This window comes from Pseudomonas sp. GL_091, from assembly GCF_057837725.1.
Window position 1 is genome coordinate 1,614,215 of sequence record NZ_CM174451.1, and the last position, 25,384, is coordinate 1,639,598.

28 protein-coding genes are annotated in these 25,384 nt (G+C 59.8%); 11 read left to right on the plus strand and 17 right to left on the minus strand.

Annotated features, from left to right (window positions below; translation table 11 throughout):
- Positions 1-205: 205 nt before the first annotated feature.
- Together AC3ITY_RS07345 and AC3ITY_RS07350 are read right to left on the minus strand one after the other, a co-directional pair.
- The gene (locus AC3ITY_RS07345; protein ID WP_489308283.1) at positions 206-1,717 is read right to left on the minus strand and encodes a hypothetical protein; all 1,512 of its coding nucleotides are present in this window, start codon (positions 1,715-1,717) and stop codon (positions 206-208) included.
- A 204-nt stretch (positions 1,718-1,921) separates the two neighbouring features.
- Positions 1,922-2,176, minus strand: coding sequence for a hypothetical protein (locus AC3ITY_RS07350; RefSeq protein WP_489308284.1), 255 nt, complete (start codon positions 2,174-2,176; stop codon positions 1,922-1,924).
- A 28-nt stretch (positions 2,177-2,204) separates the two neighbouring features.
- On the opposite strand from AC3ITY_RS07350, the gene AC3ITY_RS07355 reads away from it, so the two are divergent.
- Positions 2,205-2,993 carry a hypothetical protein gene (locus tag AC3ITY_RS07355; RefSeq protein WP_489308285.1) on the plus strand — a complete coding sequence of 263 codons (789 nt, stop codon included), beginning with the start codon at positions 2,205-2,207 and terminating at the stop codon, positions 2,991-2,993.
- Between the two features lie 57 nt (positions 2,994-3,050).
- Here AC3ITY_RS07355 and lapD read toward each other — a convergent pair whose 3' ends face one another.
- From lapD to AC3ITY_RS07375, 4 genes are all read right to left on the minus strand, one after another.
- Entirely contained in the window at positions 3,051-4,991 is a 1,941-nt protein-coding gene (gene lapD, locus AC3ITY_RS07360; RefSeq protein ID WP_489308286.1) for a cyclic di-GMP receptor LapD, read from the minus strand.
- 22 nt (positions 4,992-5,013) lie between these two features.
- Positions 5,014-5,721, minus strand: a complete 708-nt coding sequence (lapG, locus tag AC3ITY_RS07365; RefSeq protein WP_489308287.1) for a cysteine protease LapG — start codon at positions 5,719-5,721, stop codon at positions 5,014-5,016.
- A 110-nt stretch (positions 5,722-5,831) separates the two neighbouring features.
- Positions 5,832-6,227: a YbaN family protein gene (locus AC3ITY_RS07370; protein WP_489308288.1), complete on the minus strand. Its 396-nt coding sequence runs from the start codon at positions 6,225-6,227 to the stop codon at positions 5,832-5,834.
- Between the two features lie 10 nt (positions 6,228-6,237).
- A complete protein-coding gene (locus AC3ITY_RS07375) occupies positions 6,238-6,825 on the minus strand; it encodes a UPF0149 family protein (protein ID WP_007975277.1) in 588 nt (195 codons plus the stop codon).
- A gap of 362 nt (positions 6,826-7,187) precedes the next feature.
- Between AC3ITY_RS07375 and recQ the strand changes: the two genes are divergently transcribed.
- The 4 genes from recQ to AC3ITY_RS07395 all read left to right on the plus strand — a co-directional run bounded on the left by recQ (position 7,188) and on the right by AC3ITY_RS07395 (position 11,567).
- On the plus strand, positions 7,188-9,314 hold the full coding sequence (gene recQ, locus AC3ITY_RS07380) for a DNA helicase RecQ (protein ID WP_489308289.1): 2,127 nt from the start codon (positions 7,188-7,190) through the stop codon (positions 9,312-9,314).
- Between the two features lie 119 nt (positions 9,315-9,433).
- Positions 9,434-9,868, plus strand: coding sequence for a MarR family transcriptional regulator (locus tag AC3ITY_RS07385; RefSeq protein ID WP_150724407.1), 435 nt, complete (start codon positions 9,434-9,436; stop codon positions 9,866-9,868).
- A 127-nt stretch (positions 9,869-9,995) separates the two neighbouring features.
- Positions 9,996-11,246, plus strand: coding sequence for a type IV pilus assembly protein FimV (locus AC3ITY_RS07390; RefSeq protein WP_489308290.1), 1,251 nt, complete (start codon positions 9,996-9,998; stop codon positions 11,244-11,246).
- A gap of 33 nt (positions 11,247-11,279) precedes the next feature.
- Entirely contained in the window at positions 11,280-11,567 is a 288-nt protein-coding gene (locus AC3ITY_RS07395; RefSeq protein ID WP_489308291.1) for an Rdx family protein, read from the plus strand.
- Here AC3ITY_RS07395 and AC3ITY_RS07400 read toward each other — a convergent pair.
- Together AC3ITY_RS07400 and AC3ITY_RS07405 are read right to left on the minus strand one after the other, a co-directional pair.
- Positions 11,561-12,454 carry a DMT family transporter gene (locus AC3ITY_RS07400; protein ID WP_489308292.1) on the minus strand — a complete coding sequence of 298 codons (894 nt, stop codon included), beginning with the start codon at positions 12,452-12,454 and terminating at the stop codon, positions 11,561-11,563. The two genes, AC3ITY_RS07395 and AC3ITY_RS07400, sit on opposite strands and share 7 nt — an antisense overlap.
- A 71-nt stretch (positions 12,455-12,525) precedes the next feature.
- Positions 12,526-13,290, minus strand: a complete 765-nt coding sequence (locus tag AC3ITY_RS07405; protein ID WP_489308293.1) for a helix-turn-helix transcriptional regulator — start codon at positions 13,288-13,290, stop codon at positions 12,526-12,528.
- A 134-nt stretch (positions 13,291-13,424) separates the two neighbouring features.
- Here AC3ITY_RS07405 and AC3ITY_RS07410 point away from each other — a divergent pair, with 134 nt between their 5' ends.
- Complete coding sequence (locus AC3ITY_RS07410; RefSeq protein WP_223533298.1) at positions 13,425-14,240, plus strand: UDP-2,3-diacylglucosamine diphosphatase; 816 nt, start codon at positions 13,425-13,427, stop codon at positions 14,238-14,240.
- Between the two features lie 142 nt (positions 14,241-14,382).
- Here the strand turns inward: AC3ITY_RS07410 and AC3ITY_RS07415 are convergent, their stop codons facing one another.
- Positions 14,383-14,973 carry an HD domain-containing protein gene (locus AC3ITY_RS07415; protein WP_489308294.1) on the minus strand — a complete coding sequence of 197 codons (591 nt, stop codon included), beginning with the start codon at positions 14,971-14,973 and terminating at the stop codon, positions 14,383-14,385.
- A 27-nt stretch (positions 14,974-15,000) separates the two neighbouring features.
- A complete protein-coding gene (locus AC3ITY_RS07420; RefSeq protein ID WP_489308295.1) occupies positions 15,001-15,312 on the minus strand; it encodes an Mpo1-like protein in 312 nt (103 codons plus the stop codon).
- A 160-nt stretch (positions 15,313-15,472) separates the two neighbouring features.
- On the opposite strand from AC3ITY_RS07420, the gene AC3ITY_RS07425 reads away from it, so the two are divergent.
- A complete protein-coding gene (locus tag AC3ITY_RS07425) occupies positions 15,473-16,534 on the plus strand; it encodes an AraC family transcriptional regulator (protein WP_223456416.1) in 1,062 nt (353 codons plus the stop codon).
- On the opposite strand, the gene AC3ITY_RS07430 is transcribed toward AC3ITY_RS07425, so the two are convergent.
- Positions 16,491-17,945: a TrkH family potassium uptake protein gene (locus AC3ITY_RS07430; RefSeq protein ID WP_489308296.1), complete on the minus strand. Its 1,455-nt coding sequence runs from the start codon at positions 17,943-17,945 to the stop codon at positions 16,491-16,493. The genes AC3ITY_RS07425 and AC3ITY_RS07430 overlap by 44 nt on opposite strands.
- 121 nt (positions 17,946-18,066) lie before the next feature.
- Here AC3ITY_RS07430 and AC3ITY_RS07435 point away from each other — a divergent pair, with 121 nt between their 5' ends.
- Complete coding sequence (locus tag AC3ITY_RS07435; protein ID WP_489308297.1) at positions 18,067-18,633, plus strand: NAD(P)H nitroreductase; 567 nt, start codon at positions 18,067-18,069, stop codon at positions 18,631-18,633.
- Positions 18,634-18,676: 43 nt separating this feature from the next.
- Here the strand turns inward: AC3ITY_RS07435 and AC3ITY_RS07440 are convergent, their stop codons facing one another.
- From AC3ITY_RS07440 to AC3ITY_RS07465, 6 genes are all read right to left on the minus strand, one after another.
- A complete protein-coding gene (locus AC3ITY_RS07440; protein ID WP_489308298.1) occupies positions 18,677-20,020 on the minus strand; it encodes a sensor histidine kinase in 1,344 nt (447 codons plus the stop codon).
- A 250-nt stretch (positions 20,021-20,270) separates the two neighbouring features.
- Positions 20,271-20,720 carry a Spy/CpxP family protein refolding chaperone gene (locus AC3ITY_RS07445; protein ID WP_489308299.1) on the minus strand — a complete coding sequence of 150 codons (450 nt, stop codon included), beginning with the start codon at positions 20,718-20,720 and terminating at the stop codon, positions 20,271-20,273.
- A gap of 134 nt (positions 20,721-20,854) precedes the next feature.
- A complete protein-coding gene (locus tag AC3ITY_RS07450; RefSeq protein WP_007984138.1) occupies positions 20,855-21,532 on the minus strand; it encodes a response regulator transcription factor in 678 nt (225 codons plus the stop codon).
- Positions 21,533-21,539: 7 nt separating this feature from the next.
- Positions 21,540-21,953 (minus strand): SH3 domain-containing protein, encoded by a 414-nt coding sequence (locus AC3ITY_RS07455; RefSeq protein WP_489308300.1) that lies wholly within the window; start codon positions 21,951-21,953, stop codon positions 21,540-21,542.
- 110 nt (positions 21,954-22,063) lie between these two features.
- The gene (locus AC3ITY_RS07460; protein WP_007984134.1) at positions 22,064-22,363 is read right to left on the minus strand and encodes a YciI family protein; all 300 of its coding nucleotides are present in this window, start codon (positions 22,361-22,363) and stop codon (positions 22,064-22,066) included.
- Position 22,364: 1 nt separating this feature from the next.
- Complete coding sequence (locus tag AC3ITY_RS07465; RefSeq protein ID WP_007975298.1) at positions 22,365-22,961, minus strand: septation protein A; 597 nt, start codon at positions 22,959-22,961, stop codon at positions 22,365-22,367.
- A gap of 87 nt (positions 22,962-23,048) precedes the next feature.
- Here AC3ITY_RS07465 and AC3ITY_RS07470 point away from each other — a divergent pair, with 87 nt between their 5' ends.
- From AC3ITY_RS07470 to AC3ITY_RS07480, 3 genes are read left to right on the plus strand one after another with little or no spacing between them, the layout of a single operon-like run.
- A complete protein-coding gene (locus tag AC3ITY_RS07470; protein WP_489308301.1) occupies positions 23,049-23,912 on the plus strand; it encodes a PHP domain-containing protein in 864 nt (287 codons plus the stop codon).
- A 13-nt stretch (positions 23,913-23,925) separates the two neighbouring features.
- Entirely contained in the window at positions 23,926-24,555 is a 630-nt protein-coding gene (locus tag AC3ITY_RS07475) for an L-threonylcarbamoyladenylate synthase (RefSeq protein WP_095945494.1), read from the plus strand.
- Complete coding sequence (locus tag AC3ITY_RS07480; RefSeq protein WP_489308302.1) at positions 24,556-25,374, plus strand: segregation and condensation protein A; 819 nt, start codon at positions 24,556-24,558, stop codon at positions 25,372-25,374.
- Positions 25,375-25,384: the final 10 nt, after the last annotated feature.

Here is a 25,384-nt window from a genome sequence, read left to right on the forward strand (position 1 = left end):
ACAGACTTACGCTAGTTTTCGATAAGCGGCCCATGTCCATGAGTTTCATTGGTGTTTGTGAAATGGCTGAATTTTCAAGCTGACGAAAGCATTTGACGCCTGATGCGGCTGGAATGGTTTATGCCATGAACATCAGATGTGCATTGATTTAAATGAAAAAAACCGCATTGAGCGGTTTTTTTCTGTTGCCTGTATTCAGTTTTAATTAACGCTCAGTGGAGTCCATTGCTGGCGCAACGGTAATGGTCCATGTATTAGACTCTGCGTTATCGCCGTACTGGGCTACCGCACTAATCACATACTTTGTTTCAGGGGTGAGTTCAGAGACGAGTTTGACCCAATTTCCCTTTTCATTTGCGGGTTCTGACCTCTCATCAATGACTCCGTTGATCTTGAGCTTGATCGCTTCTAAGGGGGCAGCAAGGCCCCTTGCATAAACATAGTTTTGCGTGGTGCTACCGTTATCCTCGATCGGGCCGTATGTATCGTAGATACGGGTGCTGTGTGGCTTGATAGTTGATTCCACGTTAAAGGTGTATGGGGGGGCGGTGACGTCCCCCTCGCCATAGTTCGCTTTTGCGGTAAGGCTGTAAGCACCTTCGGATACTTTCAGCGGAATTTTCCAGGCGCCATTTACGGGGTCAGTTGTTACGGTGGCATCTTCTATTGGAGTGCCACCATTGAGTAGCTGAATGCTCTTGCCGGGGCGGGCACGGCCCTTGATGATCAACAAATCTTTGTAGGTGGTGCCGGCGTCAGGGACAGTGGGACCCTCTTCTGATTCAAGAACATCGTCTAGGCTGAGTTCGACGTCCAATACCACGGTAAAGGTCCGCGGGGTAGTCGTTTCCACAGGCTTATAGTTTGTTCGAGCGGTCAGACTGTAGGGAGCCACGGGCAAATCACGGAATGTGTGCTCCCAGACTCCGGAATCATTCGTGGTCACTGTCACTGACGCCGGTTGTCCGCCGAGCAATGTCAGCTCACCATTTTTCCGTGCCTTGCCTTTGATGGTCAGGGTCGAATGGATCGTGGTATCGCCCTCATCCACACTGGTGCCGTTGTCATCCAGCACATCATCAAGACTCAGCGGCATGCTCGCGGCCACTGTAAACATGAACACAATGGACTCTTTATTATTCGGCGCCTTGATCTTGATGTTGTATGGCCCTGTTTCCAGCTCATCCAGGGTCAGTTTGAACAGCCCGTCAGCATTGACCATTGCTTTCTTGCCCGTTGTCGCGTCGCCATTGAAGGCTTCGACTTCAACGTCGGGGGGCGCATTACCGGTGATTTCTACCGAGTCGCCGTCGTAGGTGCCGCCGTATTCGATAGCACCGTCCTTGCCAACGACGGAATTGATAATGGGTGTTTCGGTCGCCAGGACAAAGGTTTTATTTTTGGAGAAATTCTGCGGCGGTTTTTTTTCGATAGCGGAAATTTTGTAGCGCTTGAAGTCTGACAGCGTGAACTGCTTGACCCAACTACCCGAAGCACTGCTGGTCATATCAGTGAGTGTGATCCTGTCATCGCGCAACCAGAGGGCGGTATTTACCTCGGACGTGCCCCTGAAGGTCAGATTTTTATCGTATGTGGTGCCGTTTTCGCCAATGAGACTATCGCTGGAATCGCGGATTTCATCGAAAGTTACAGGTGCTGTCGCTTTAATCGATGTATCAGGGGAGCGCTCCGAGGTGCTCGGTGTTTTTATGGTCATATTGATAACTCCATTTGCTGTTGAGGGAAACGAAGTTAATTAAGGCTTTAAGTGGTCTGGGTGGCTACTATCATAATTAATAGGTGTTTGTTGGTTTTCGGGAAGTGAACGGTGTCACTCGAATAAAATTTATAAGGCGTTCTCTTGTTGCGATTTGTTGTAATTTAACTGGTGTTTCTGACAGTGGTGCTTGTGTATGTTTTTTTAGGGTGGTGTTTTTTCTTTTAAATACATTGCTTTTTCAAGAGGTGGCATCATGACAGCGACAACTGGTTTTTCGGGAGCTAAAAGTTCTCCATGGGAACAGGCAAATTTTTTCATTAATGGTGAACAAGTGGCGTGGAACTCGCCAGGTATTGGACTTCGTCGTGGGTAGTCAAATGAATTAATAGTCAAAGCACCCTGGCTGAACGGTACACAAATCAATCTGGGATTGGTGAATGACGAGGGATTGGTCATCGGAGCCGAGCCTGCATTCGGTGATTGGGTGTCGATAAAGGACGATGAAGCAATTTGGAGACTAACGCCGGAGAATTTAAGTGGGCGTGTCAGGCTGGTGTTTTTGAGCCGGGAGTTTGATCAGGTTCATGAGTTTCCGTGTTGGGTACTGTCGCCCAACCTGTCCGATAAAGGGTACGCTACATTGGGCAGCACCCTCACACTAATACCTGTAAGCGCGAAAGAGTTTTGGCCGGGTATAAGCATAACCCTCAATTTTCGAGCTAAACCCGATAGCCCCATTGCAGGCTTTCCACTGATGTTGAAGGTGCAAGCCAAACAGCCCGGGGCCGACCCGGTGACCAGTAGACCACTCGTGATGACACAAACCACTGATCAGGAATGGTTTCTGACCGGCGTAACGGAAGCACGAGAGGTAGCTTTTGATCTCATCATTTCCGGTCAAGGGATGACGCCGCTTACAGTATCGGACTGCATCAGGCGCTCCTCAAACCTTTTGGGCTACGCCACGATCAAACTGAATGGAGTGGATGTTCCTGGTGACGGAGCAGGGTTCAGGGGCGGTGTACCAACAACACTGACTGTCGTTGCAAAACCGGGTAGTCCTTCAATGGAATATATGTATCTGTACTGGGAAAAAGGTGATGGACAGCTTAATGTAAATTACTTCAACTGTATTCCTGGCTTCACTTACGCAAACAGAAGCATGACCTGGAAAATAACGTGCCCTGCAAATACGGCTGGCAGGTTTGCGTTGAGGGTCAATGGCCCTACTGGTCGTACGAGCTCCAGCTTTCCTTGTAACCTGCAGGGATAAACCATGTAGTTGACGCGTTTGGGGATGGCTCCGGTGATTGGGTCATCCCCAACTACTTCACATCGGTTGCGGCGGTCCGATCAATCGCCCCGTTACGCCAAATACCCCCAGTGCCCTGATCGCCTCCAACTCCCCTTGGGTTTCTACTCGCTCTGCAATCAATGGCAAATCGATACTGTTGGTCGTCCGGTAAAGTGCCTCGATAAACAGCCGTTTATCAGGCTCCTCGTCAATGTTGCGAATGTAGGCCCCATCAATTTTCAGGTACGCCAAACCCAATTGGGTGAGGTTGCCGATCTGGCTGAAGCGCCCGCCAAAGTGTTGCAGGCCGATTCGATAACCGGTGGCAAGCAGGCTGTGGCTCAAACGCTGGAGTTCTTCGGGGGATGGCAACTGGCGTTCGTCGATTTCCAGGGTCAGCAGCGGCGCCAGCTCGGGAAGGGAGTCGAGCAGGTCGAGGATTGTTCGCCATTGCACCGGGTCGCTCAGGGTGCTGCCGGACAGGCTCAGTGCCAGGGGCCTGCGGTTGACCACCAGGTCGTCCAGCGTGGCTTCGAACATCGCCAGGTCGAAGCGTGCCGACCAGCCGAGGCGCTCGATCCACGGCAGGAAATGCCCGGCGGCAATCGCCTCGCCCTGCGGGTCGAGCAGGCGTGCGAGCACTTTGTGATGCAGCACCTGGCGGGCGTCGGCGCATTGCACGACGGGCTGAAAGTACAGCTGCATTTTGCCATGGGTCAGGGCGTCGTCGATCCAGGTGCGCCAGTCGTGCTGGGAGTGATTCGGTGCCGTGTCACGATGGCTCAAATGAACCCAGGGTTGTTCGGGATGTTGCCGGGACTCGGTCAGCGCCTGATCAAGGCGCAGGAGTAAGGTGCTGACCGGCTCACCGGGGTGGTAGGCGACAACGCCCAGATGGGCGACTGGCATGCAATCGCTGGCGCCAGTCAAGCGCAGGTTCTCCAGGTTGACGCTGATATCGGCGGCCAGGTGCGCGGCACTTTCAGCGTCCAGGCCCGGTGTCAGCAGGCTGAATTCGCCGCCACGATTACGCGCCGCCAGCCAGGTGCGACGCTCCGGTAGTTGAGTCAGGCGCTTGAGCAATTCGCCGACGGCAGTGATCAGCGCGTCAGTCCGTTGGCCACCCAGGCGCTGGTTGAGGCCGTTCAGGTCGTTGATCCGCAACATCAGCAAATGGCCGTCGCGGCTTTGTTCGCACACGCGTAAATGGTCGGCCAGTTGCTCGTCGAGCAGGCGCCGGTTGGCCAGGCCGGTGAGGCTGTCCAGATAGGATTCGGCCCGCAGTTTTTCGCTGCGCGCAGCCTCCTCGACGAACAGCGCCTTGAGCTTTTCGACCATCTGGTTCATCGCCAGCACCACCCGTTTCAATTCCGGTGTGCGCGGCACTTTCGGCAGGCTGAGAAATTCGCGTTTGCTGATGGCTTCAGCCTGTCGGACCATGCTGTCGAGTGGGCGAAATTGTCGGCGCAGCATCCATCCTCCAATCATCGCGCTGAACAACCCGCACAACAGCAACCAGATCAGGCTGCCGAGGGTGCTGTCCCAGAGCTTGGCCAGGGCGAATTGCGGATTGCTCAGGACTTCGACCCGTGCCAGTTGTTCCCAGCCGCGCATGATCAAGGCATCACCACCTTCCGGGCGCAGGTCGACCAGGTTGACGAACCAGTCAGGCACACCGTCGATTTTCGTCGGTGCAGTGCGTTCCACCAGGGTTTGCTGATCCTTGAGCTTGATAACTCGGATGCTGCTGAAATAGCCGCTGTCGAAAATCGAACTGACCATCAGCTCCATCACTGCCGGGTCATCGACCTGTGCCGTCAGCGACAGTCCCAGCGCGGTGGCCGCGTCTTGGGCGTGGGCGCGCAGTTGGCTGAGCGTTTGCTCGCGGGAGCTTTCCAGGCCGGCAAAAAAACTGCCGCTGAACGCCACCAGCAGGAACAGGCAGATGGCCAGGAACAACTGTTTACGCAGTGTCATACATCGCTCCTTGCCAGGGCGGTTAGCCGTCGCCGATGTCGAACCCTTCGGCCTGCATCTTTTTCAACACCTCCTGCCAGCGCGACAGCTTTTTCGAGTCGCTGCTGCGCTGGCCACCGTTTTTGCCCGGCAGGTACAGGCCTTCGGCGTTGAAGGCGTACACCGGTAGCAAGTCTTTGCGTTGGGAGGCGGGGCGGATATCGCCGATCAGGTTGTCCAGCACCAGTGGGTCGCTCGTGGGGGTGCTGTAGAACGTCAGCACCATGTGCGCCTGGTTCTGGCTCAGGGCCTTGACGTAGGTGATGCGCAGTTTTTCGCTGGGAATGCCGAGTCGGCGCAGGCTGAAATACTTCGCCAGAGCGTAGTCCTCGCAATCGGCGGCGCCCTTGATCAGGGCTTCGACGGGCGTGGCCCAGTAATCGGTCTGTTGCCAGATGCGCGTGTCGTCCTGGAAGTTCAGCTGCTGATCGAAGAAGTGGTTTACCACGTTGAGCTGCTCGCGTTCGGGGGCGCCGCGTGCACTTTGCAGCATTTGACTCCACGCCTCGATCCGAGCTCGCGCCGGCCCCAGGGGGCCGTAGCGTTTTTCAACGGTTTGCAGGATCTGCGCAAAATCCCAGTCGGCCCGGATCCCGTTGAATACGTTCAGTAGCAAACCAGCCAGCAGCAACCAGCCGCCGAGCCGAAGTCGGAGCGCTGGCCATCCTGGACTACGCAGACTGCGGGCCATGTCTGGCTGCTCGAGTGTAGATGAGTGAAGTTTAGGTGGGGTTTTTACCGGGGTAGGGCAGGTCGTCGGGATTGCGCAGAGCCCCCTCGCCACAAGGGTCCCGGGAGACTTCAGGATTTGCGCAGGGTTTTCTGCTTGAGGATGTAGACGGTCACCAGCACCGCACTGGTCAGCATGAAGCCCCGTGCCCAGGGCAGCGGCACCAGGTAGCAGGAGAGCAGGATGCTCGCCCACATCAGGCCAATGGCGTAGACCTTGCCCCTGAGCGGAATGCCGTTGCCATCGAGGTAATCGCGAATCCACGGGCCAAGCCGTGGATGCTCAACCAGCCATTGATAGAAACGCGGAGAGCTGCGGGCGAAGCAGGCGGCCGCCAGTAGCAGGAAAGGGGTGGTGGGCAATACCGGCAGGAAAATCCCGATCACCCCCAGCGCCACGCTCAACCAGCCGATGGCCAGCAGCCCGTAGCGCAACATCAGGGGGCGGTTGCCTATGGGGTTGTCCATAGGCAGAACCTTAGTGGTGACGGGGCTTGAGAATCGCCGGTTTTTCGTCTGGCGCGTTGCACAGCAGGTACAGCGCGGTCAGGGCTTCCGGGATCTGCACGATCATGTCGTCCATCAGGTTGGCATCGGCGGCAATGTCGGAGAACTCCGGTTGCTCGTCGAACAGGCCCGAACCGACCATGATCGGCAGCAGCATTTCGCTGACTTCGTCTTCGGCGGTTTCGAACCAGGCTTCTTCGCGCAGGAACACGCCTTCCATGAAACCGATGCACCAGCCGCGCAGTTCGGAATCGTCCGGGTCGTCGCCCAGGTCGAGGTCGCACGGCAGCTCGAATTCTTCGTCGGAGGCCAGTTGACGGGCGATGTGAGCCTTGAGGCCGATCAGCGTGGCTTCGATCTCTTCGCGCTGGGCTTCGCCGCTGTAATGCGGCTCTTCGGCGAAGAGGGCATCGATCCATTCACGGTCCGGAACCACTTCGGAGCAGATCGACAGCGCAGTGAGGTAGCCGTGGGCGGCCACGTAGTCCAGCGCCTCGTCATGCAGTTCATCAGCATCGAGGAAGACTTGCAGGCGGGTTAGTTGCTCAGCGAAGGACATTAAAGGACTACCTTGGGGAATGTTCGATGCGGGAATTCTAGGCCTTCTTGAGCGCTTGGGCCAGCCGCACGGCATATTTGCACCTGGGCTTGCTTGCGAAGGCGGTGTGCCAGGCTGCATTAATGTCGACTGACACTCCCTCTTCGCGAGCAAGCCCGCTCCCACAGTCCGATTGTGTGAGTCTTATCAGCGGCACCCTTTGCCGAACGGGGCTCGGGTATACTCGCGCGTTTTGTGATGCCCTGCTGGCGTTACGGCTGAAATGTGAAGCGTCATGCAATGCGCACTTACGATTTGTCGGTGCAGCATCGCGGGTTCTGAACCAGCATTGCAGGGATGTTTCGGTGATTTTTGGAGTTTCTATGCTCGAACAGGCTCAACGCGTCCTCAAGGACATCTTCGGCTACGACAGTTTCCGTGGCCGCCAGGGTGCAATCATTGAGCGCGTGGCCAGTGGCGGCGATGCCCTGGTCCTGATGCCTACCGGTGGCGGCAAGTCCCTGTGCTTCCAGGTCCCGGCGCTGTTGCGTGAAGGCCTGGCCGTGGTGGTCTCGCCGCTCATCGCACTGATGGACGATCAGGTCGCCACCCTCGAAGAGCTGGGCGTGGCGGCCGCCGCATTGAACTCCACCCTCAGCGCCGAGCAGCAGCGCGATCTGGCCGCCCGCATCCGTCGCGGTGAAGTGAAAATGCTCTATCTGGCGCCGGAACGTCTGGTCCAGCCGCGTATGCTGTCATTTCTGCAGGGGCTGAACATCTCCCTGTTCGCCATCGACGAAGCACACTGCGTGTCGCAATGGGGCCACGATTTCCGTCCGGAATACCTGCAACTGGGCCAGTTGGCGGAAATGTTCCCCGACGTGCCGCGCATTGCCCTGACCGCCACGGCCGACAAGCGCACCCGGGAAGAAATCGTCACCCGTTTGCACCTGCAAGACGCCGAGCGCTTCCTGTCGAGCTTCGACCGGCCGAACATCTTTTATCGCATCGTGCCCAAGGAACAGCCGCGCAAGCAGTTGCTGGCATTCCTCGCCGAGCGCCGTAGTGATGCGGGCATCGTGTATTGCCTGTCGCGCAAGAAAGTCGAGGAAGTCGCCGCGTTTCTCAGCGAGCAAGGCTTCCCCGCGCTGCCGTACCACGCCGGCCTGCCCAACGATTTGCGGGCCTACCATCAGAAACGCTTCCTCAATGAGGAAGGCTTGATCATGGTCGCGACAGTGGCGTTCGGCATGGGTATCGACAAGCCCAACGTGCGCTTTGTCGCGCACCTTGACCTACCGAAATCCCTTGAGGCCTATTACCAGGAAACCGGTCGCGGCGGTCGTGACGGCCTGCCAGCGGATGCCTGGATGGCCTACGGCCTGCAAGACGTGGTGATGCTCAAGCAGATGCTGCAGAACTCCGAAGGCGACGAGCGCCACAAACGCCTGGAGCAGCACAAGCTCGACGCCATGCTCTCGCTCTGCGAAGAAACCCGCTGCCGTCGGCAAACGCTGCTGGCCTACTTCGACGAAGACATGCCCGAGCCTTGCGGGCATTGCGACAACTGCGTCGACGGTGTGCAGACCTGGGATGCCACCGAGCCTGCGCGTCAGGCGCTGTCGGCGATCTACCGCACCGGTCAGCGCTACGGCGTCGGGCACCTGGTGGATGTGTTGCTGGGCAAGGACAACGAAAAGGTCCGCAACTTTGGCCATCAGCACCTGTCGGTGTTTGGTGTCGGCAAGGCGATGGTGGAGGGCGAATGGCGCTCGTTGTTCCGCCAACTGGTGGCCCGTGGTCTGGCGGACATCGACCTCGAAGGCTACGGCGGCTTGCGCCTGAGCGACAGTTGCCGGCCGCTGCTCAAGGGCGAAGTGACCCTGGAGCTGCGTCGCGACCTCAAGGCGCAAACCGTGGCGAAAAGCAGCAAGAGCCAGGCGAGCCAACTGGTCCGTGGCGAGGAGCGCGAACAATGGGAAGCCTTGCGCGCCCTGCGTCGCAAGCTCGCCGAAGAACATGGCGTGCCGCCGTACGTCATCTTCCCCGACTCGACCTTGCTGGAGATGCTGCGCAGCCAGCCGACCTCGCTGGCGGAAATGGCCACGGTCAGCGGTGTCGGCGCGCGCAAGCTGGAGCGTTATGGCGAGGCCTTCCTCGAAGTGCTTGGCGGCCAGGTCGAGGCGCCGAAACCGGTGGCCGACGTGCGTCATGAACTGATCACTCTGGCGCGGGCCGGGATGACGCCGGTACAGATCGCCGGTCAATTGCAGTGCTCGGAAAAGAACGTCTACACCATGCTGGCCGAAGCGATCGGCAAGCAGCAGTTGTCGTTGGAGCAGGCACTGGATCTGCCTGAAGACCTGATGGGTGAAATCCAGGACGCCTTCCTCGACGGTGAAGGCGAGTTGCCACCGGTTTCCGAGATCGCTGCGCTGTTCGCGGGCCGGGTGCCGGAAGGGGTGTTGTACTGCGTTCGTGCTGCCTTGCAGTCGGAATTCGAGATTTGAGACATCTGTAGTGCTGATGTAACGATTCAGTACAGATCAAGCCTTGCCTCAAGTCGAAGCTCATGCTTAGCTGGCTAATAATTAGTTTTTATTTATTTCAGTCTAATCATGAGTGTTTTATGCCGTTAACCGATCAACACCGCTTTGGCATGCAATTGGCCCAGATGTCCCGTGGCTGGCGTGCCGAACTGGACCGCCGACTGGCGGGCATGGGCTTGTCCCAGGCGCGCTGGCTGGTGCTGCTGCACTTGGCGCGTTTCGATGAAGCACCGACCCAGCGTGAGCTGGCACAAAGCGTCGGCGTCGAAGGCCCGACCTTGGCCCGTTTGCTCGACAGCCTGGAAAGCCAGGGCCTGGTGCAACGCCAGGCGGTGCTGGAAGACCGTCGAGCGAAGAAAATCGTGCTCTGCGCGCCGGCGCGTCCCCTGATCGAACAAATTGAAACCATTGCCACGCAACTGCGTCACGAACTGTTCGAAGGCGTCGATGAGGCGGATTTGAAGGTGTGCATGCGGGTTCACGGGCACATCCTGGGCAACCTTGAAAAGTCTTGAGGCATAACCGAACGCCAGGTTTTTTAGATAGCGCATTGGGCAAACTATAAGAACTACTCGGCAATATCGTGTTCGTAACGGATGTACGAACACGTACGGGTAGTTTCTGTAGATCTCAAGGATGCTCATGCTCAAGTATTGGCGATTGGTTTTACGCGGTGGTTCTCAGTGGTTGCTGGCCGGGGCCGCAGTCACTTACTCGGCATGGGCACCTGCGCTGGGCCTGGGTGAAATCACCCTGCATTCGGCGCTGAATCAACCGCTGCGTGCCGAGATTGCACTGGTGGATGCGGCTGGCCTGGAAGAGAACGAGTTGTCGGTGAGCCTGGCAACGGCGGACGAGTTCAGCCGTGCCGGGGTCGACCGTGTATTTTTCCTCAATAACCTGAAGTTCACCCCGGTCCTGCGCGGTAATCGCAGCGTGATCCAGGTGACCTCCAGCAAACCGGTCAGTGAGCCCTTCCTGAATTTCCTCGTACAGCTCAAACGGCCTAATGGGCGATTGCTGCGTGAGTACACGGTACTGATCGATCCGCCGGGTTCGTCGGGGGTTGTTCCCGCCGCCGATGAACTGGTTTCCCGTTCCCCGGCGACCGCATTCCCCCGTGTTCAACCGGTCGTGGCGCCATCACCCGTGGCCAGGACGACGCCAGAAACTGACGTCGCCGTGGTTGATCCCGCTGTCGAACAACTGGCCGCCAGCGCCCTGCAAAACCACCAGTTGCAAACCAATGTCGATGAGCTCAACGCGAAGCTTCAAGACCAGGATGAGCTGATCGCCGGCCAGAAAAAACAGTTGGCCGAACTGCAAACCCAACTGGCGGAGCTCAAGAAGGTAAAGGCGCAACCCATTGCTTGCGACGCAGTGGCGCCAGCCCCCGCCATTGCTGAAACCCCCGGGATTGGCTGGCTGCCGATCGCCGGTGTGGCGGCGCTGATGTTGCTGGTACTGGGCTGGTTTGTTCGCCGCCAGCGCCAGCAGCACCAAGCCACAGCGTCAGAGGCTCTGTCGTCGCAGCATGAGCCATTGGCTGAGCTCCTCTCCGAGCCAGTGATGTGGCCCCCCGTCATGCCACCGTCCACTGCGCATCGCGACGCGGTGTCGGCCAACGATGAGCTTGAGCGGGTCGACAGCAGTCATTCCATGCCGGTCGCTGCTGCCGTGGCGGTGGTTCCGGGTCTGGCGATGTCCGGCGAATCCGCCACTGACGATGAGTACCGGCTCAACCTGGAGGAGCTGTCCATGGCGTCGAGTTGGGACGTGATCAGCCCGAACGAGAGCAGGCAGTCAGTTGCTCTGGCCATGATCGAGCCTGCGTTCGAGTTGGAGGCGCAACCTGCTCCGCCGTCTCGGCAGCCTCCGGCCGGGCTATCATAGCGGCGTCGTCAAACTCTGGAGTCAAGTCCCATCATGACCGTCAGCAAACCGGAAATCATCATCACCTATTGCACGCAATGCCAATGGCTGTTGCGTGCGGCCTGGCTGGCCCAGGAACTGCTCAGCACCTTTGGTGATGACCTGGGCAAAGTCTCCCTGGTGCCAGGCACCGGCGGGGTCTTTCATATCTACTGTGACGCCGTGCGGATCTGGGAGCGCAAGGCGGACGGCGGCTTCCCCGAGGCCAAAGTGCTAAAGCAGCGGGTCCGTGACCAGATCGACCCGGACCGCGACCTGGGGCACAACGACCGCACTCAGTGAGACGCGGCCTCGGCTGCAACGGCTTTCTTGCTTGTGCCACTTGAGAACCGGCTGGACACCACAATCGCCACAATGATCAGCGCGCCCCCCAACAACATGCGCAGGGTCGGGTTTTCGTTGAACAGCAGCCAGGCGACGGTAATGCCGTAGACCGGCTCCAGGGCGAACACCACGGCGGCAGTGCGTGCCTTGATCACCGCGAGGCTGGCGACGAACAGGCTGTGGGCGACACCGGTACAGAGCACTCCGAGCAGGCCGATCCACAGCCAGTCGATGGCGCGCACTTCGCTCAATTGAGGCGCCGCCACCGGCAGCAGGCACAGGGCAACCACCACGTTCTGGCATAGCGCCGCTTGTACCGGCGGGACGCGCCCGGAGCTGGCACGGTTGGTCAGTGACAGCAGGGCGAACAACAACCCGGAACCCACGGCCCACAGCAGGCCGGTGGTGGCACCGCTGGCCAGGTCAAAATCGGGCGTGACCAGTACCAGGCCGACACTCACCAGCAGCACCAGCACGATCTCATTGACGCGAATGCGCTCGCGGAAGATCAACCCTTCGAGGATCACGGTAAAGGCCGGGAAGCTGGCGAAACCGAGCGTCGCAATCGCCACGCCTGCGACTTTCACCGCAATGAAGAAGCTCACCCAGTGTCCGGCCAGCAACAAGCCGCTGAGCAGCAGCCGGCGCCAGTCCACGGCCTCGAGTTTCTGCCAGCGCGTCTGGCTGGCGAACCGTGCAAAAAACGCCAGTGCGAGCACGGCAAAGGCGGCACGGCCGAACACGATGATCGCCGGTGACGCGGCAGCCAGTTTGCCGAACACGCCGGTCAGGCCGAACATCAATGCGCCGATATGCAAGGCGCCAAGGGCGGTACGGGGAGTCATTGCAATCCTTAACGACAAACGAACAGAGGCCTCATTGAAGCGCGTAATGGCCCATCACGTCTGTCGGCAAACTATCGTCCTTTGTCGCCAGCCTCGCGCCGCAGTTTTCCGGGCGATGCCCCGAACTCGCGCAACACCGCCGCCGCGAAGGCACTCTGGGAGCTGTAGCCGACGCGGCTGGCAATCTCACCGATGGGCAGCGCCGAGTTGCGCAGCAAGCCCACCGCGATGTGCAGGCGTCGGCTGCGGATATAGTCCATCGGCGTCTGCCCGCATTCGGCCACGAACCGTGCATGCAAACGGGCACCGGAAAGGCCGGCCACCCGGGCCAGGTCGGCCACCTGCAGCGGATACGCCGCGTACTGATCGATGTGTGCATTCAGCGCGGCATAGGGCAGGCGCCGACCGCCGACGGTCTCGGGCCTGGCGTTGTTGAGACTGGCCAGCAAAAGCACCGCGCCTTGTTGTGCGATCAGCGGATCATCGACCGGACTGTTCGCCAGCCAACTGACCAATTGGCTTTGCCCGGCGTCCAGGGGCAGGCGGCCGGCGTTGTCGAGCAGGCGTCGGCTGGACTCGGCGTGATCGCCCAACGACTGGGCAACCCATTGCTCGCTGGGTACATCCAGCACCAGGCAGCGGCTGCCATTGGCGCTGCCACACGCGTGATGCGCACCGGAGGGCACCACCACGAAACTCTGCTGGACCACCTGGCTACCACGGCCGTCGACCTCGAAATCCAGCGCGCCCGAAAGCCCGAACACCAGTTGCGCGTGTTCGTGGCTGTGGACGATCAGGTCGTGGCTGTATTGACGAAGCGTGAGGATCGGTCTCATCGCGGGTCTCCCGGTTCAGAGCGTCAGTCTACACCGAGCGGGCCTGCAAGCGCTGTCACAGGACTGACTTGACGCTGTCATGGACCATTAACCGGGCCGGGGCAGACTTGGCAAAACTTGCCAGAGGGTTGCCCATGACCAGCGCCGAGCTCGCCAAACCCACCCGTAAACAACGCGTACGGACTTTATGGATTTCCGACGTACATTTGGGCACCCGGGATTGCCAGGCTGAACACCTGTCGCAGTTTCTCAAAAGCTACCACGCGGACAAGATCTACCTGGTCGGCGACATCATCGACGGCTGGAAACTGCGCGGCGGCATGTACTGGCCGCAAGCGCACACCAACGTCATCCGTCGCCTGCTGACCATGAGCAAGCGTGGCACCGAGGTGATCTACGTCACCGGCAACCACGACGAATTCCTGCGCCGCTATTCGAAGCTGATCCTGGGCAATATCCAGTTGGTCGACGAAGCCGTGCACGTCACCGCCGACGGCCGGCACCTGCTGGTGATCCATGGCGACCAGTTCGATGTGATCACCCGTTACCATCGCTGGCTGGCGTTTCTCGGTGACTCGGCCTACGAACTCACCCTGACCCTCAACCGCTGGCTCAATCATTGGCGCGCGCGATATGGCTATGGCTACTGGTCGCTGTCGGCCTACCTCAAGCACAAGGTAAAAACCGCGGTCAGCTTCATCAGCGACTTCGAAGAAGCCATCGCCCATGAATGCGTCAAGCGCGAGCTGCACGGCGTGGTGTGCGGGCACATTCACCATGCCGAGATTCGCAAGGTCGGCGAGGTTGACTACCTCAATTGCGGCGACTGGGTGGAGTCGTGCACCGCGCTGATCGAGCACTGGGATGGTTCGATCGAGTTGTATCGTCTTGCGGATGCCCAGGCGCGGGAGGCGCAGTTGAAGGCGGCCAGGGTTGCAGAGTTGGCCTGAAAATCACTGTGCCCGTGCGGGCCTCATCGCGAGCAGGCTAGCTCCCACAGTAGATTAGTAGCGAACGCAGAATCTGTGGACGCCGTAAAACCTGTGGGAGCGAACCTGCTCGCGATGGACCGCGCAGCGGTCCCGAAAGGACTCACGCTGGAGCCTGTTCTTCCATCACCGCCTTGTAGATCGAACTCCTGGGGTGCGCAAACAAGCGCTCCATCATTGGTTCGAAAAAGCTCAACGGCAGCGTGTCGTACGCAGGGTCAAACGCCGCCGCATCGTACCTGGCGCAGAATTCGACGGTTGCCTGGTACTGCGGATGGTCCTGGAATTGCTCACGCAGATGCCGATCCATGCCCAGGTGATGGAAGAAGTAGTAGCCCTGAAAAATCCCGTGCTTTTCCACCATCCACAAGTTCTCGGCGCTGACGAACGGCTTGAGGATCGCCGCCGCGATGTCCGGGTGGTTGTAGGAGCCCAGGGTGTCGCCGATATCGTGGAGCAGGGCGCAGACCACGTACTCTTCGTCGCGGCCATCGCGCCAGGCGCGGGTGGCGGTTTGCAGGGAGTGGGTCAGGCGATCCACCGGGAACCCGCCAAAATCACCCTCCAGTAACTTCAGGTGCGCCACGATCCTTGTTGGCAATTGGCGCGCGTAGGCACTGAAGTCTGCGGCGATGATCGCCCAGTCTTCCTGCGTGCCGTCCTTCATGTGGGTGAAGCGGGCATTGGCATTCATTGGCAACTCTCATGTGACGGATGTCAGTTAGAACGGAACGCGCCCCATAACCATGTCCCGGTACATGACAAAATCGCCGAGCAGGCTATAGAAGGGGTGTTGGAACGTAGCCGGGCGGTTCTTCTCGAAGAAGAAATGTCCGATCCAGGCAAAGCTGTAACCTGCCAGTGGCAGAGCCCACAACAGCATCCATGCTCCGCGACCAATGGTCAGCGACAGAATCAAGATAACCAGCGTCGTGCCGATAAAGTGTAAACGGCGACAGGTGCTGTTGCTGTGCTCGCTGAGGTAGTAAGGATAGAACTCAGCAAAGCTGTTGAATCGTTTGACGTTTTCCACGACAGCGATCTCTGTGGTTATTGTTCTTGCTGCAAGTTGTTCTGCGGGTAGCTTATTTGAGTCTAGAGTGATCAATGGCATCAGCCAGTGACAATAGGCGCCACTTTAGTATCCTTCGGTCAATAGCCGTAGCATGCGGCTCACCATGTAAGAAAACGCCATGAGCGAACGAACGACTTCTGCAAGCTGGGCGATGGGGATTGTCAAAGCGCTGGAGATGGACGGCCTCGATTGCCGGGCGCTGTTCAAACAGCTGGGGCTCGACTACGCGGCACTGGATGATCCGGATGCACGCTTCACGCAAGATTCCATGACCCGGCTGTGGCAGCGCGCGGTCGAGCTGTCCGGCAACCCGGCCATCGGCCTGAACATGGGCAAGTTGGTGCGACCGGCGCAGTTTCATGTGACCGGTTACGCCTTGATGTCCAGCCAGACCCTGGCCGAAGGCTTTCAGCGACTGGTGCGCTATCAGCGGATCATCGCCGAAAGTGCCGACCTGAGTTTCCAACTGCTGGAAGAAGGCTACGCGTTGATTCTGACGGTGCATGGCGATCATCTGCCGCCGACCCGGCAAAGCGCCGAAGCTTCACTGGCCTGTGCCTTGGCGCTGTGCGGCTGGTTGACCGGGCGTACGTTGCAACCACGCAAAGTGTTGTTGCAAGGCGCCGAGCCGGCCAACCTGGAGCCCTATAAACAAGCCTTCCATGCACCGCTGGTGTTCAACGCGCCTTACGATGCGCTGATTTTCGAACGCGCCGATATGGAAGCGCCGCTGCCGACGGCCAACGAGGCCATGGCGTTGCTGCATGACCGCTTTGCCGGTGAATACCTGGCGCGGTTTTCCGAAAGCCGCGTGACCCACAAGGCGCGGCAGGTGTTGTGCCGCCTGTTGCCCCAAGGCGAGCCCAAGCGCGATACCGTGGCGCAGACGCTGCATCTGTCCCAGCGCACCTTGCAACGGCGCTTGCAGGAAGAGGGCACGAGTTTTCAGGTGCTGCTGGACGATACCCGGCGCGAGTTGGCCGAGCAGTACCTGGCGCAACCGAGCATGACCTTGCTGGAAATTGCCTACTTGCTGGGGTTTGCCGATCCGAGCAACTTCTTCCGTGCTTTCCGCCGCTGGTTCGATGCCACACCCGGCGAGTACCGGATGCGGCTGATGCAAACACCTGACGCGGTCAATGACGCCAAAATGCCGGAATACAAAGCACAAACACCGTAATGATCTCCAGCCGGCCCAGCAGCATGCCGAACGAGAGAATCCACTTGGCGGCATCCGGCAGGGTGGCGAAGTTGCCCGCCGGGCCGATGGTTTCGCCGAGCCCCGGGCCGACACCGGACACGGTACTGGCCGCGCCGGTGAGGGCGGTCATCCAGTCCACGCCGAGTAACGACAGCAGCAGCGCAATCACGCAGATGGTGATCGCAAAGAAGAACGAAAAGGTCAGGATCGAACGCACGATCTCTTCGTCGAGGCGGTGACCGTTGTACTTCTGCTTGATCACCGCGCGCGGGTGAATCAGCTGGTTAAGGTTGGCCTTGAGAAGGATATAGGCCACCTGGAAGCGGAAAATCTTGATCCCGCCCGCGGTCGAGCCGGAGCAACCGCCGACAAACCCCAGATAAAAGAACAGCATCAGCGAGAAATTGCCCCACAGGCTGTAGTCCCCCAGTGCAAAACCGGTGGTGGTCACTACCGACGTCACGTTCAGCGCCACATGCCGCAACGCCTCCAGCCAATGCAGTTGGGTAGTCCACCAATACCAGGTGCCGAGCACCAGCCAGGTCACCAGCAGCATGCCGAGCAGGCCTTGAACCTGTTCATCCTTGATCAGCGCCCGACGGTTACCACGCAACATGGCGACATACAGGGTGAACGGCAGGGCACCGAGAATCATGATGACGATCGCGACCCAATGCACCGCCGGTTGCGGCCACTTGGCCAAAGACTGGTCGGAGGTGGAGAAGCCGCCGGTGGAAATCGCCGACATCGCATGGTTGATGGCGTCGAACAGGCTCATCCCGGCCCACCAGAACGCCAGGCTGCCGACAATGGTAATGCCAACGTAAGCCGCCACGATCAGCCGCGCCACCATGTGCGAGCGGGGCATGACTTTTTCCGAGCGGTCCGACGACTCGGTCTGAAACAGCCGCATGCCACCAATACGCAGCAGCGGCAGAATCGCCACCGCCATGCCGATGAAACCGATGCCGCCCAGCCAGTGCAGCAGGGAGCGCCACATCAGGATGCCGGGGGACATGGTGTCCAGGCCGCTGAGCACGGTCGAACCTGTGGCGGTGATGCCGGACATGCTTTCGAAGAATGAATCGGTGTAGCTGATGTGCTGGGTCAGCAGGAACGGCAGCGCGGCGAAGACGCACACCACCAGCCAACTGCTGACGGTGAGCAGGTACATGTCCCGGGGGCGCAGGTGAATGTGTTCGGGGCGCCCCGGAATCACCAGCGCCAAACCGGCGACAAAGGTGATCATGCTGGCCCAGAGGAACGACGGCAGATCGCTGGTGCGGTCGAAAATGACCAGCGTGGCCATGGGCACGACCATGGAGATCGCCAGCGTTATCAGGAAGATGCCGATGATGAAACCAATGATCCGTAAGGTCGGCAACGCCATGAGGTCCGCTCGGCTGATAGTGGAAAGGGCGCCATTCTACCCGCGAGGCAGGGCATGTAAACCGGCACTGCTGCAGCAGTTACCGCTAGAATAGCCGCACAAATTTTTCAGGAGGTGGCCGATGCAGGCTCTCGACGCTTTGCTCAACCGTGTTTCCGTTCCACGACTGATTGACCCTGCACCCACTGCCGAACAGCGCGAGGTGCTGTTCGGCGCCGCCATGCGCGCCCCGGATCACGGTCACTTGCAGCCTTGGCGATTCCTGACGGTGGAAGGTGCGGCGCGCGAGCAAATGGGCGAGTTGCTGGCCGAAGCGGCGAAGCTTTCGGACAGCGAAGTCAGTGAAGCGGCCATCGACAAGGCGCGCAATGGTCCGCTGCGGGCACCGTTGGTGGTGGTGGTGATCGCTCGCGTGCAGGATCACGTCAAGTATCCGAAGTCCGAGCAGTTACTTGCGGCGGGCTGCGCGGCCCACGGGATTTTGCTCGCGGCCTATGCGCAGGGCATTGGCGCGGTGTGGCGTACCGGTGACCTGGCTTATTCGCCCCATGTGGCCAAGGGGTTGGGCCTGGCGGAGGGGGAGGAGGTGATTGCTTTCCTGTATCTGGGCACACCGCTGAAAGAACCGCGTGTGGCCGAGAAGGTCGATCTCGCCGAATTCGTCAGCGCCTGGCCGAGTAAGGCCTGACACCACACATCCAGTGTGGGAGCAAGCCCGCTCCCACACTGGATCAGGGCTGTACGACAGTCCCCGGCACCAACGGCAACTCCAGGCAGGCAATAAACCCGCCTTCCGGGTGATTAGCCAGCACCAGGCTGCCGCCATGTCGCTCCGCCGCTCGCCTGGCGATGGCCAGCCCCAGGCCATGTCCGGCCGCTGTCTGCCCCGGCGCCCGATAGAACGGCTCACCGAGCTGGTTCAAATATTCGGCACTGACCCCCGGTCCGTGATCGCGCACGGTCACGATGATCCGCTCACCCTGACGCAGCGCCTGCATTTCGATCGGCAGGCCACCCACCGGATTGAAGCGCTGGGCGTTGCGCAGCAAATTATCCACGGCCCGTTCGATCATGGTCGGCCAACCCTTCAGATTCAGTTGCGACTCGGCTTCGAGGTGGACGAGCTGCTCGGGTGAACCGAGTTGCGCATCCTTTTGCAGGGTGTTGAGCAAGGCGTTCAGGTCCACCTCTTCGGCACTGGCGTTATCGGAGTCGACCCGCGCCAGTACCAGGATTTCGCTGATCAGCGCTTCCAGTCGGTCACACTCACGGGTCAGGCGCGGCCACAGCTGTTCCCGTTCCTGCGGGGTGGCCCGTTCGGCCAGCGCCAGCGCGATACGCAGGCGGGCGAGGGGCGAGCGCAGTTCGTGGGACACATCGCGCAGCAGTTGCCGCTGACTGCCAATCAGGCTTTGCAGGCGCGCGCCCATGCGGTTGAAGTCGTTGGCCAGGACGCCGAACTCATCGCGACGGTTGGCCAGCTTGACCAGGCTGTTCTGTTGATACGTGGTTTGTCCCAGGTCATGCACCGCTCCGCGCAGACGACTGAGCGGGCGAGTGATGGAAAAGGTCACCAGCAGGCTGAACAGGGTCAGCACCACCAGGGCGATCCCCAGCGCACTCAGCGGCCAGAGCAGACTCTCGCGGTGCCAGGCGTCCAGTTCCGGGTGCGGAATGCGGTAGATGAACAGGTAGGTGTCACCGGTTTTTTCGCTGGTGAACTCATCGGTCAGACGCCGCCATGGCAGGCGCCGGTCCTCATTGTTCTGTCGCGCCTCAAAGGCCGCGGCACGTTTGGGGAAGGTGCCGCGCACCACCGGATCGCCGCTTTCGTTAAGCACCTGAACGTCGATGTGATACTGACGTTTGCGTTGCTGGAGAATGTCCTGGGCGGCGTCTTCGCCCTGACTTTCGTAGGTTTGCGTCCACTGTTCGGCCAGCGTGTTGAGGCCCGGGTGGCGGCTGAGAATCCAGGCGTCCTGGTTGAGCATGTGCCCGAGCAGGATGGAAAGCCCTGCAACCAGAGCGATGGCCAGCCAGAAGCTGGCCAGGATACGCCAGAACAATGAACGCACAGAAAATCCTCAAGCAAACGCAACTAATGTGGGAGCGAGCCCGTGGCGAGGGGGCTTGCCCCCGTTGGGTCGCGAAGCGGCCCCGGCATTTCAACGTTAAACCGCATGTAACGGGTTTACGACTGCTTCGCAGCCGAACGGGGCGGTGCGGCGATCCGACAAGCCCCCTCGCCACACAAGCTCGCTCCCACAGTGATTGGTGTGGTGTCAGACCCAACGGTGTTTAGCCGTCGGGTACCGGGTTAGCACATTATTGCGCTTTTTGCGGTTGTTGCGCTTTCCAGGCTTTGAACTCGGCCCACTCTGCGCGACGTTCAGCCTGTTTTTTCTGGATCTCGTCGAATTTCTTCTGTTGATCCGGTTTCAGCACTGCGCGCACGTCAGCTTCAGCTTTCTTGTGGTTGGCGGCCATCTCGTCTTTCATGGCTTTCTGGTCGGCTGGCGAGAGCTTCTCCAGGTACTTGTCGACCAGTTGCTTACGCTCGTGCATCTGCTCGCCCATGATCTTGCGGATCTGCTCGCGCTGTTCGCGGCTTAGGTCCAGTTCACTGTACGGGCCTTTACCGTGCATGCCGTGCATCTGACCGCCGTGGCGCGAACCGTCCATCGGCCCATCCATGGGGCCGGTGCCTTCAGGCATGGCCATGGCAACGGTCGGCAGGGCAGCAGCGAACATCAGAGCGATAAGAGTCTTGCGCATGGTGTATCTCCTTGTCTCGTTCCCGGTACGTTCCGGATGAGTACAGATTACGCAGATCAAGGTCAGCGGCGGTCAGCGGAGGGTAAAGCTTTGGTAAACATGATTTTCGGCTGACCTGACAAACCCTACGGGGTTCAGAGGCTGTAGTAGTAACCGCGGCTGCGCAGGGCCACGATGCGCGGTCGGCCATCGGGGTGTGGGCCGATCTTCTTGCGCAGGTTGCTGACGTGCATGTCCAGGCTGCGGTCGTACAGGGTCAACTTGCGACCGAGGGCGATCTGCGCCAGTTCCTGTTTGTCGAGGGGTTCGCCGGGTTGCTTGAGCAAGGCTTCGAGCAGGCGGCTTTCGGAGACGGTGAGGGTGAACTCTTGCTCGTCGATACTGACCACCCCGCGCACCGGGCTGAAACACAGGTCGCCCAGTTCCATCTGGCTGGACACCGCTGCCGGGTGGCTACGACGCAAGACCGCGCGCAGGCGGGCGGTCAGTTCCCGTGGATCGCAGGGTTTGGCCAGGTAATCGTCGGCACCGAGTTCCAGGCCGAGGATACGGTCCAGGGGCTCGCCCCGGGCCGAGAGCATCAGCACCGGCAGATCCGGGTGATCGCTGCGCAACTGCTTGAGCAGTTCCAGGCCGCTGCCATCGGGCAACATCACATCCAGCACCACGGCCGCCGGAGCAGTTTCGGCCAGCGCGCGGCGTGCGCTCTGGCCGTCGTGACAGGCGCGTACCTGAAACCCTTCCTGGCTCAGCCAACTGCTCAGGAGCTCACACAGCTCCTGGTCATCATCAATAAGTAACAGCTCGCTCATGACTCACTCAATTTAGCCATTGTCGACGTTTTCGACTTGCTCCACTGGCGAAGATACCGCAGAGCAGAGCCAATAGCGCTACCCCGGCGCCAATGACAAACCATTGTTGCTGGTTGGTCAGCAGGCGCGGCAGCGGACTGCTGGCCTGGGCTTCCTTGAGTTGCAGCTTCAAACGCTGGTTCTCCTGGCGCAACCGGGCCAGCAGCGGGCTTTCGCGTTCGCCATCGGCAGTTTGCAATTGCTTGTTCAGTTCTTCCCGTTGCCGTTCGCTTTCTTTCAAACGCTGCTGCAAATCGGTGATCTGGCTGCCGGCGCTCAAGGACAGAGGCGTCGAATTACCGCCCTCGACACTTTCCTCACCGTGGGCGGGCGCCACGATCGACAACGTGACCAACATCAGGCACAGCGGACCCTTGCGCATGGCGACTCCTGGTTCCAATACGAGTATTGGGAAAGTTGTCGGCCGGCAAACGAGAATAATGAGCGATTGAGAACGCGATGAACCGATATGGTTCACCGCGTGGGGACAAGTTATGGCAGGACTTGCTTGAACGGCTTGACCAGAACGTTGGCGTAGACGCCTGCGGCAATGTACGGATCGGCGTCGGCCCAGGCCTGGGCGGCGCTCAGGGAGTCGAATTCGGCGACGATCAGGCTGCCGGTGAAGCCCGCCGCGCCCGGATCATTGCTGTCGACCGCCGGGTGTGGGCCGGCCAGAACGATGCGGCCTTCGCCCTTGAGCACTTGCAGGCGCTCGAGGTGCGCAGGCCGTGCGGCCAGGCGGGCTTCCAGGGAATTGGCGACGTCTGTGGCAATGATTGCGTAAAGCATGTCAGTCCTCGGTTTTTGGCGTAGTGGTGTCGGCATCGTGCAGATGGCGGGACAGGTAGATGCCCTGGCCGACCAGGAACAGCAAAGTCATGCCCAGGCTGCCGAAGACCTTGAAGTCGACCCAGTAGCTCTGGAAGGTGAACGCGACAAACAGGTTGGCGGCACCGCAAAACAGGAAGAAGGCGATCCAGGCAATGTTCAGGCGCGTCCAGACCGGCTCCGGTAAGGTCAGCGCGTGGCCCATGATGCGTTTGATCAGCAGACTGTCACCGACGAAGTGGCTGCCAATGAACGCGAGGGCGAACAGCCAGTTGACCACCGGGGCTTTCCATTTCAGGAACGTCTCGCTGTGGAACGCCAGGGTCAGGCTGCCGAAGACCAGGCAGGCGATCAGGGTCAGCCACTGGCTCTTCTCCAGCTTGCGCTGTTTGATGAACAGTGTGCCGTAGACCACCAGAGAACTGACGATCAGCATCGCGGTGGCGCTGTAAATACCGCCTACAGTGACCTCATGGCCGGCGATGTCGACGACCCGTGGATCGATTTTGAAGACGATGAAAAACAGCAGGAGCGGGATGAAATCGATGAATTGTTTCACAGTGGCAGCCAGAAGCAGGATGTGGCGGCATAATAACAAACATATGGGCGCGCGATAGCGCCAGCTGATTTGAGGTTACAAAGCCCTGTGAATGTTGATTTGCACTGCCATAGCACGGCCTCCGATGGCGCCCTGGCGCCTGCGGTTCTGGTGGCGCGGGCGTTCGAGAAAGGCGTGCGAGTCCTGGCCTTGACCGATCACGACACCCTCGAGGGCCTCGACGAGGCCCGGCACGCGGCTACCGCGCTGGGGATGCAACTGGTCAACGGCGTCGAATTGTCCTGCACCTGGGGCGGCGCGACCATTCATGTCCTGGGTTACGGTTTTGACGTGAATGCCGCGCCGTTGGTCGAGGCCATCGCCAGATTGCATGATGGCCGTTGGCTACGCTCCGAGGAAATCAGCCGCAAACTGGCGCTCAAAGGCATGCCGGGGGCGCTGGATGGCGCTCGGGAGATCCAGCAGGAGCTGGGCGACAGCGGTAACGCGCCGGCCCGCCCACATTTCGCCGACTGGATGGTGCGTGAAGGTTTCGTCAAGGACCGCGCCGAGGCGTTCCGCAAATGGCTGGGCGCCGGCAAGCTGGGCGACGTCAAGCAACACTGGCCGACCCTGGAAGACACCGTCGAAACCCTGCGCGCAGCCAAGGCCTGGGTCAGCCTGGCACATCCCTGGCACTACGAATTCACCCGAAGCAAGCGTCGTCGGCTGATTGCCGACTATATTCATGCAGGGGGCCACGCCATCGAAGTGGTCAATGGTTACCAGCCTGCCGAGCAAGTGGGCAGTCTGGCCATTCTCGCTCGCGAATTCGGTCTGCTGGTCAGTGCCGGCAGTGATTTTCATGGCCCTGGAGGCTGGTCGGAGATCGGTGAATACCGGCCACTCCCGGAGGATCTGCCGCCGCTATGGTGTCGATTCAAACATGACCCAGTTATTGCCGCCGTCTGAACAGGTAGAGAATGTGAGTCAATTTTTCCAGATTCATCCGGAAAACCCGCAAGCGCGCCTGATCAAACAGGCAGTCGAAATCATCCGCAAGGGCGGGGTGGTGATTTATCCCACAGACTCTTCCTACGCCATTGGTTGCCAGATCGGCGACAAGGTGGCTGTGGAACGCGTTCGGCGCTTACGACAGCTTGATGAAAAGCACAACTTCGCGCTGATCTGCAGCGACCTGTCGCAACTGGGCCTGTTCGCCAAGATCGACACCGGCACGTTCCGCATTCTCAAGGCCCATCTGCCGGGGCCGTATACCTTCATTCTCAACGCCACCCGCGAAGTGCCGCGGCTGTTGTTACACCCGAAGAAACGCACCATCGGCCTGCGAGTGCCGAGCCACCCGATTGCCCTGGCGCTGCTGGCTGAACTGGGCGAACCGTTGATGAGCGTGACCCTGATCATGCCTGGCGATGAAGATCCGTTGAGCGACCCGTACGAAATGCGCCAGTTGCTCGAACACCAGGTCGATCTGATCATCGACGGCGGTTTCGGCGGGATCAAGGCGTCCACCGTCATCAGCCTCGCCGACGGCGAGCCGGAAGTCATTCGCGTTGGTTGCGGCGACCCTGCGCCGTTCATGGTCGAGGCCTAGATGTCTGCAGTAGAGCCCGTCGACAGTCAGGCCGGAGCCCAGCAGGAACTGCCCTTCGCCATGGTCTATGGCCAGGCGGTCATGGAAATGCCGCTGGACCTGTACATCCCGCCGGATGCCCTCGAGGTCTTTCTCGAGGCGTTCGAAGGCCCGCTCGACCTGCTGCTGTACCTGATCCGCAAACAGAACATCAACATCCTCGACATCCCGGTGGCGGAAATCACTCGTCAGTACATGGGCTACGTCGAACTGATGCAGTCGGTGCGCCTGGAACTGGCCGCCGAATACCTGGTGATGGCCGCGATGCTGGCCGAGATCAAGTCGCGGATGCTGCTGCCACGGGCCGAAACCGTCGAAGACGAAGAGCAAGACCCGCGCGCCGAACTGATCCGCCGCTTGCAGGAATACGAGCGTTTCAAGGCTGCCGCCGAAGGCATCGATGGCCTGAGCCGTGTCGGTCGCGACGTGGTGGTGCCCAAGCTCGACGCCCCCGAGGCCCGGGCACGCAAGCTGTTGCCGGATGTGCGCTTGTCAGAACTGCTGTTGTCCATGGCCGAGGTGTTACGCCGTGGCGACATGTTTGAAAGCCATCAGGTCAGCCGAGAGGCGCTGTCGACCCGCGAACGCATGAGCGATGTGCTGGAACGGCTCAAGGGCGGCGGTTTCGTGCCGTTTGTCGAGCTGTTCACCGCTGAAGAAGGGCGCCTGGGGGTGGTGGTGACCTTCATGGCGATCCTTGAATTGGTCAAGGAATCCCTGGTCGAGCTGGTGCAGAATGAGCCATTTGCCGCGATCCACGTGCGAGCCCGAGCCGAATAACGAGTCGAAA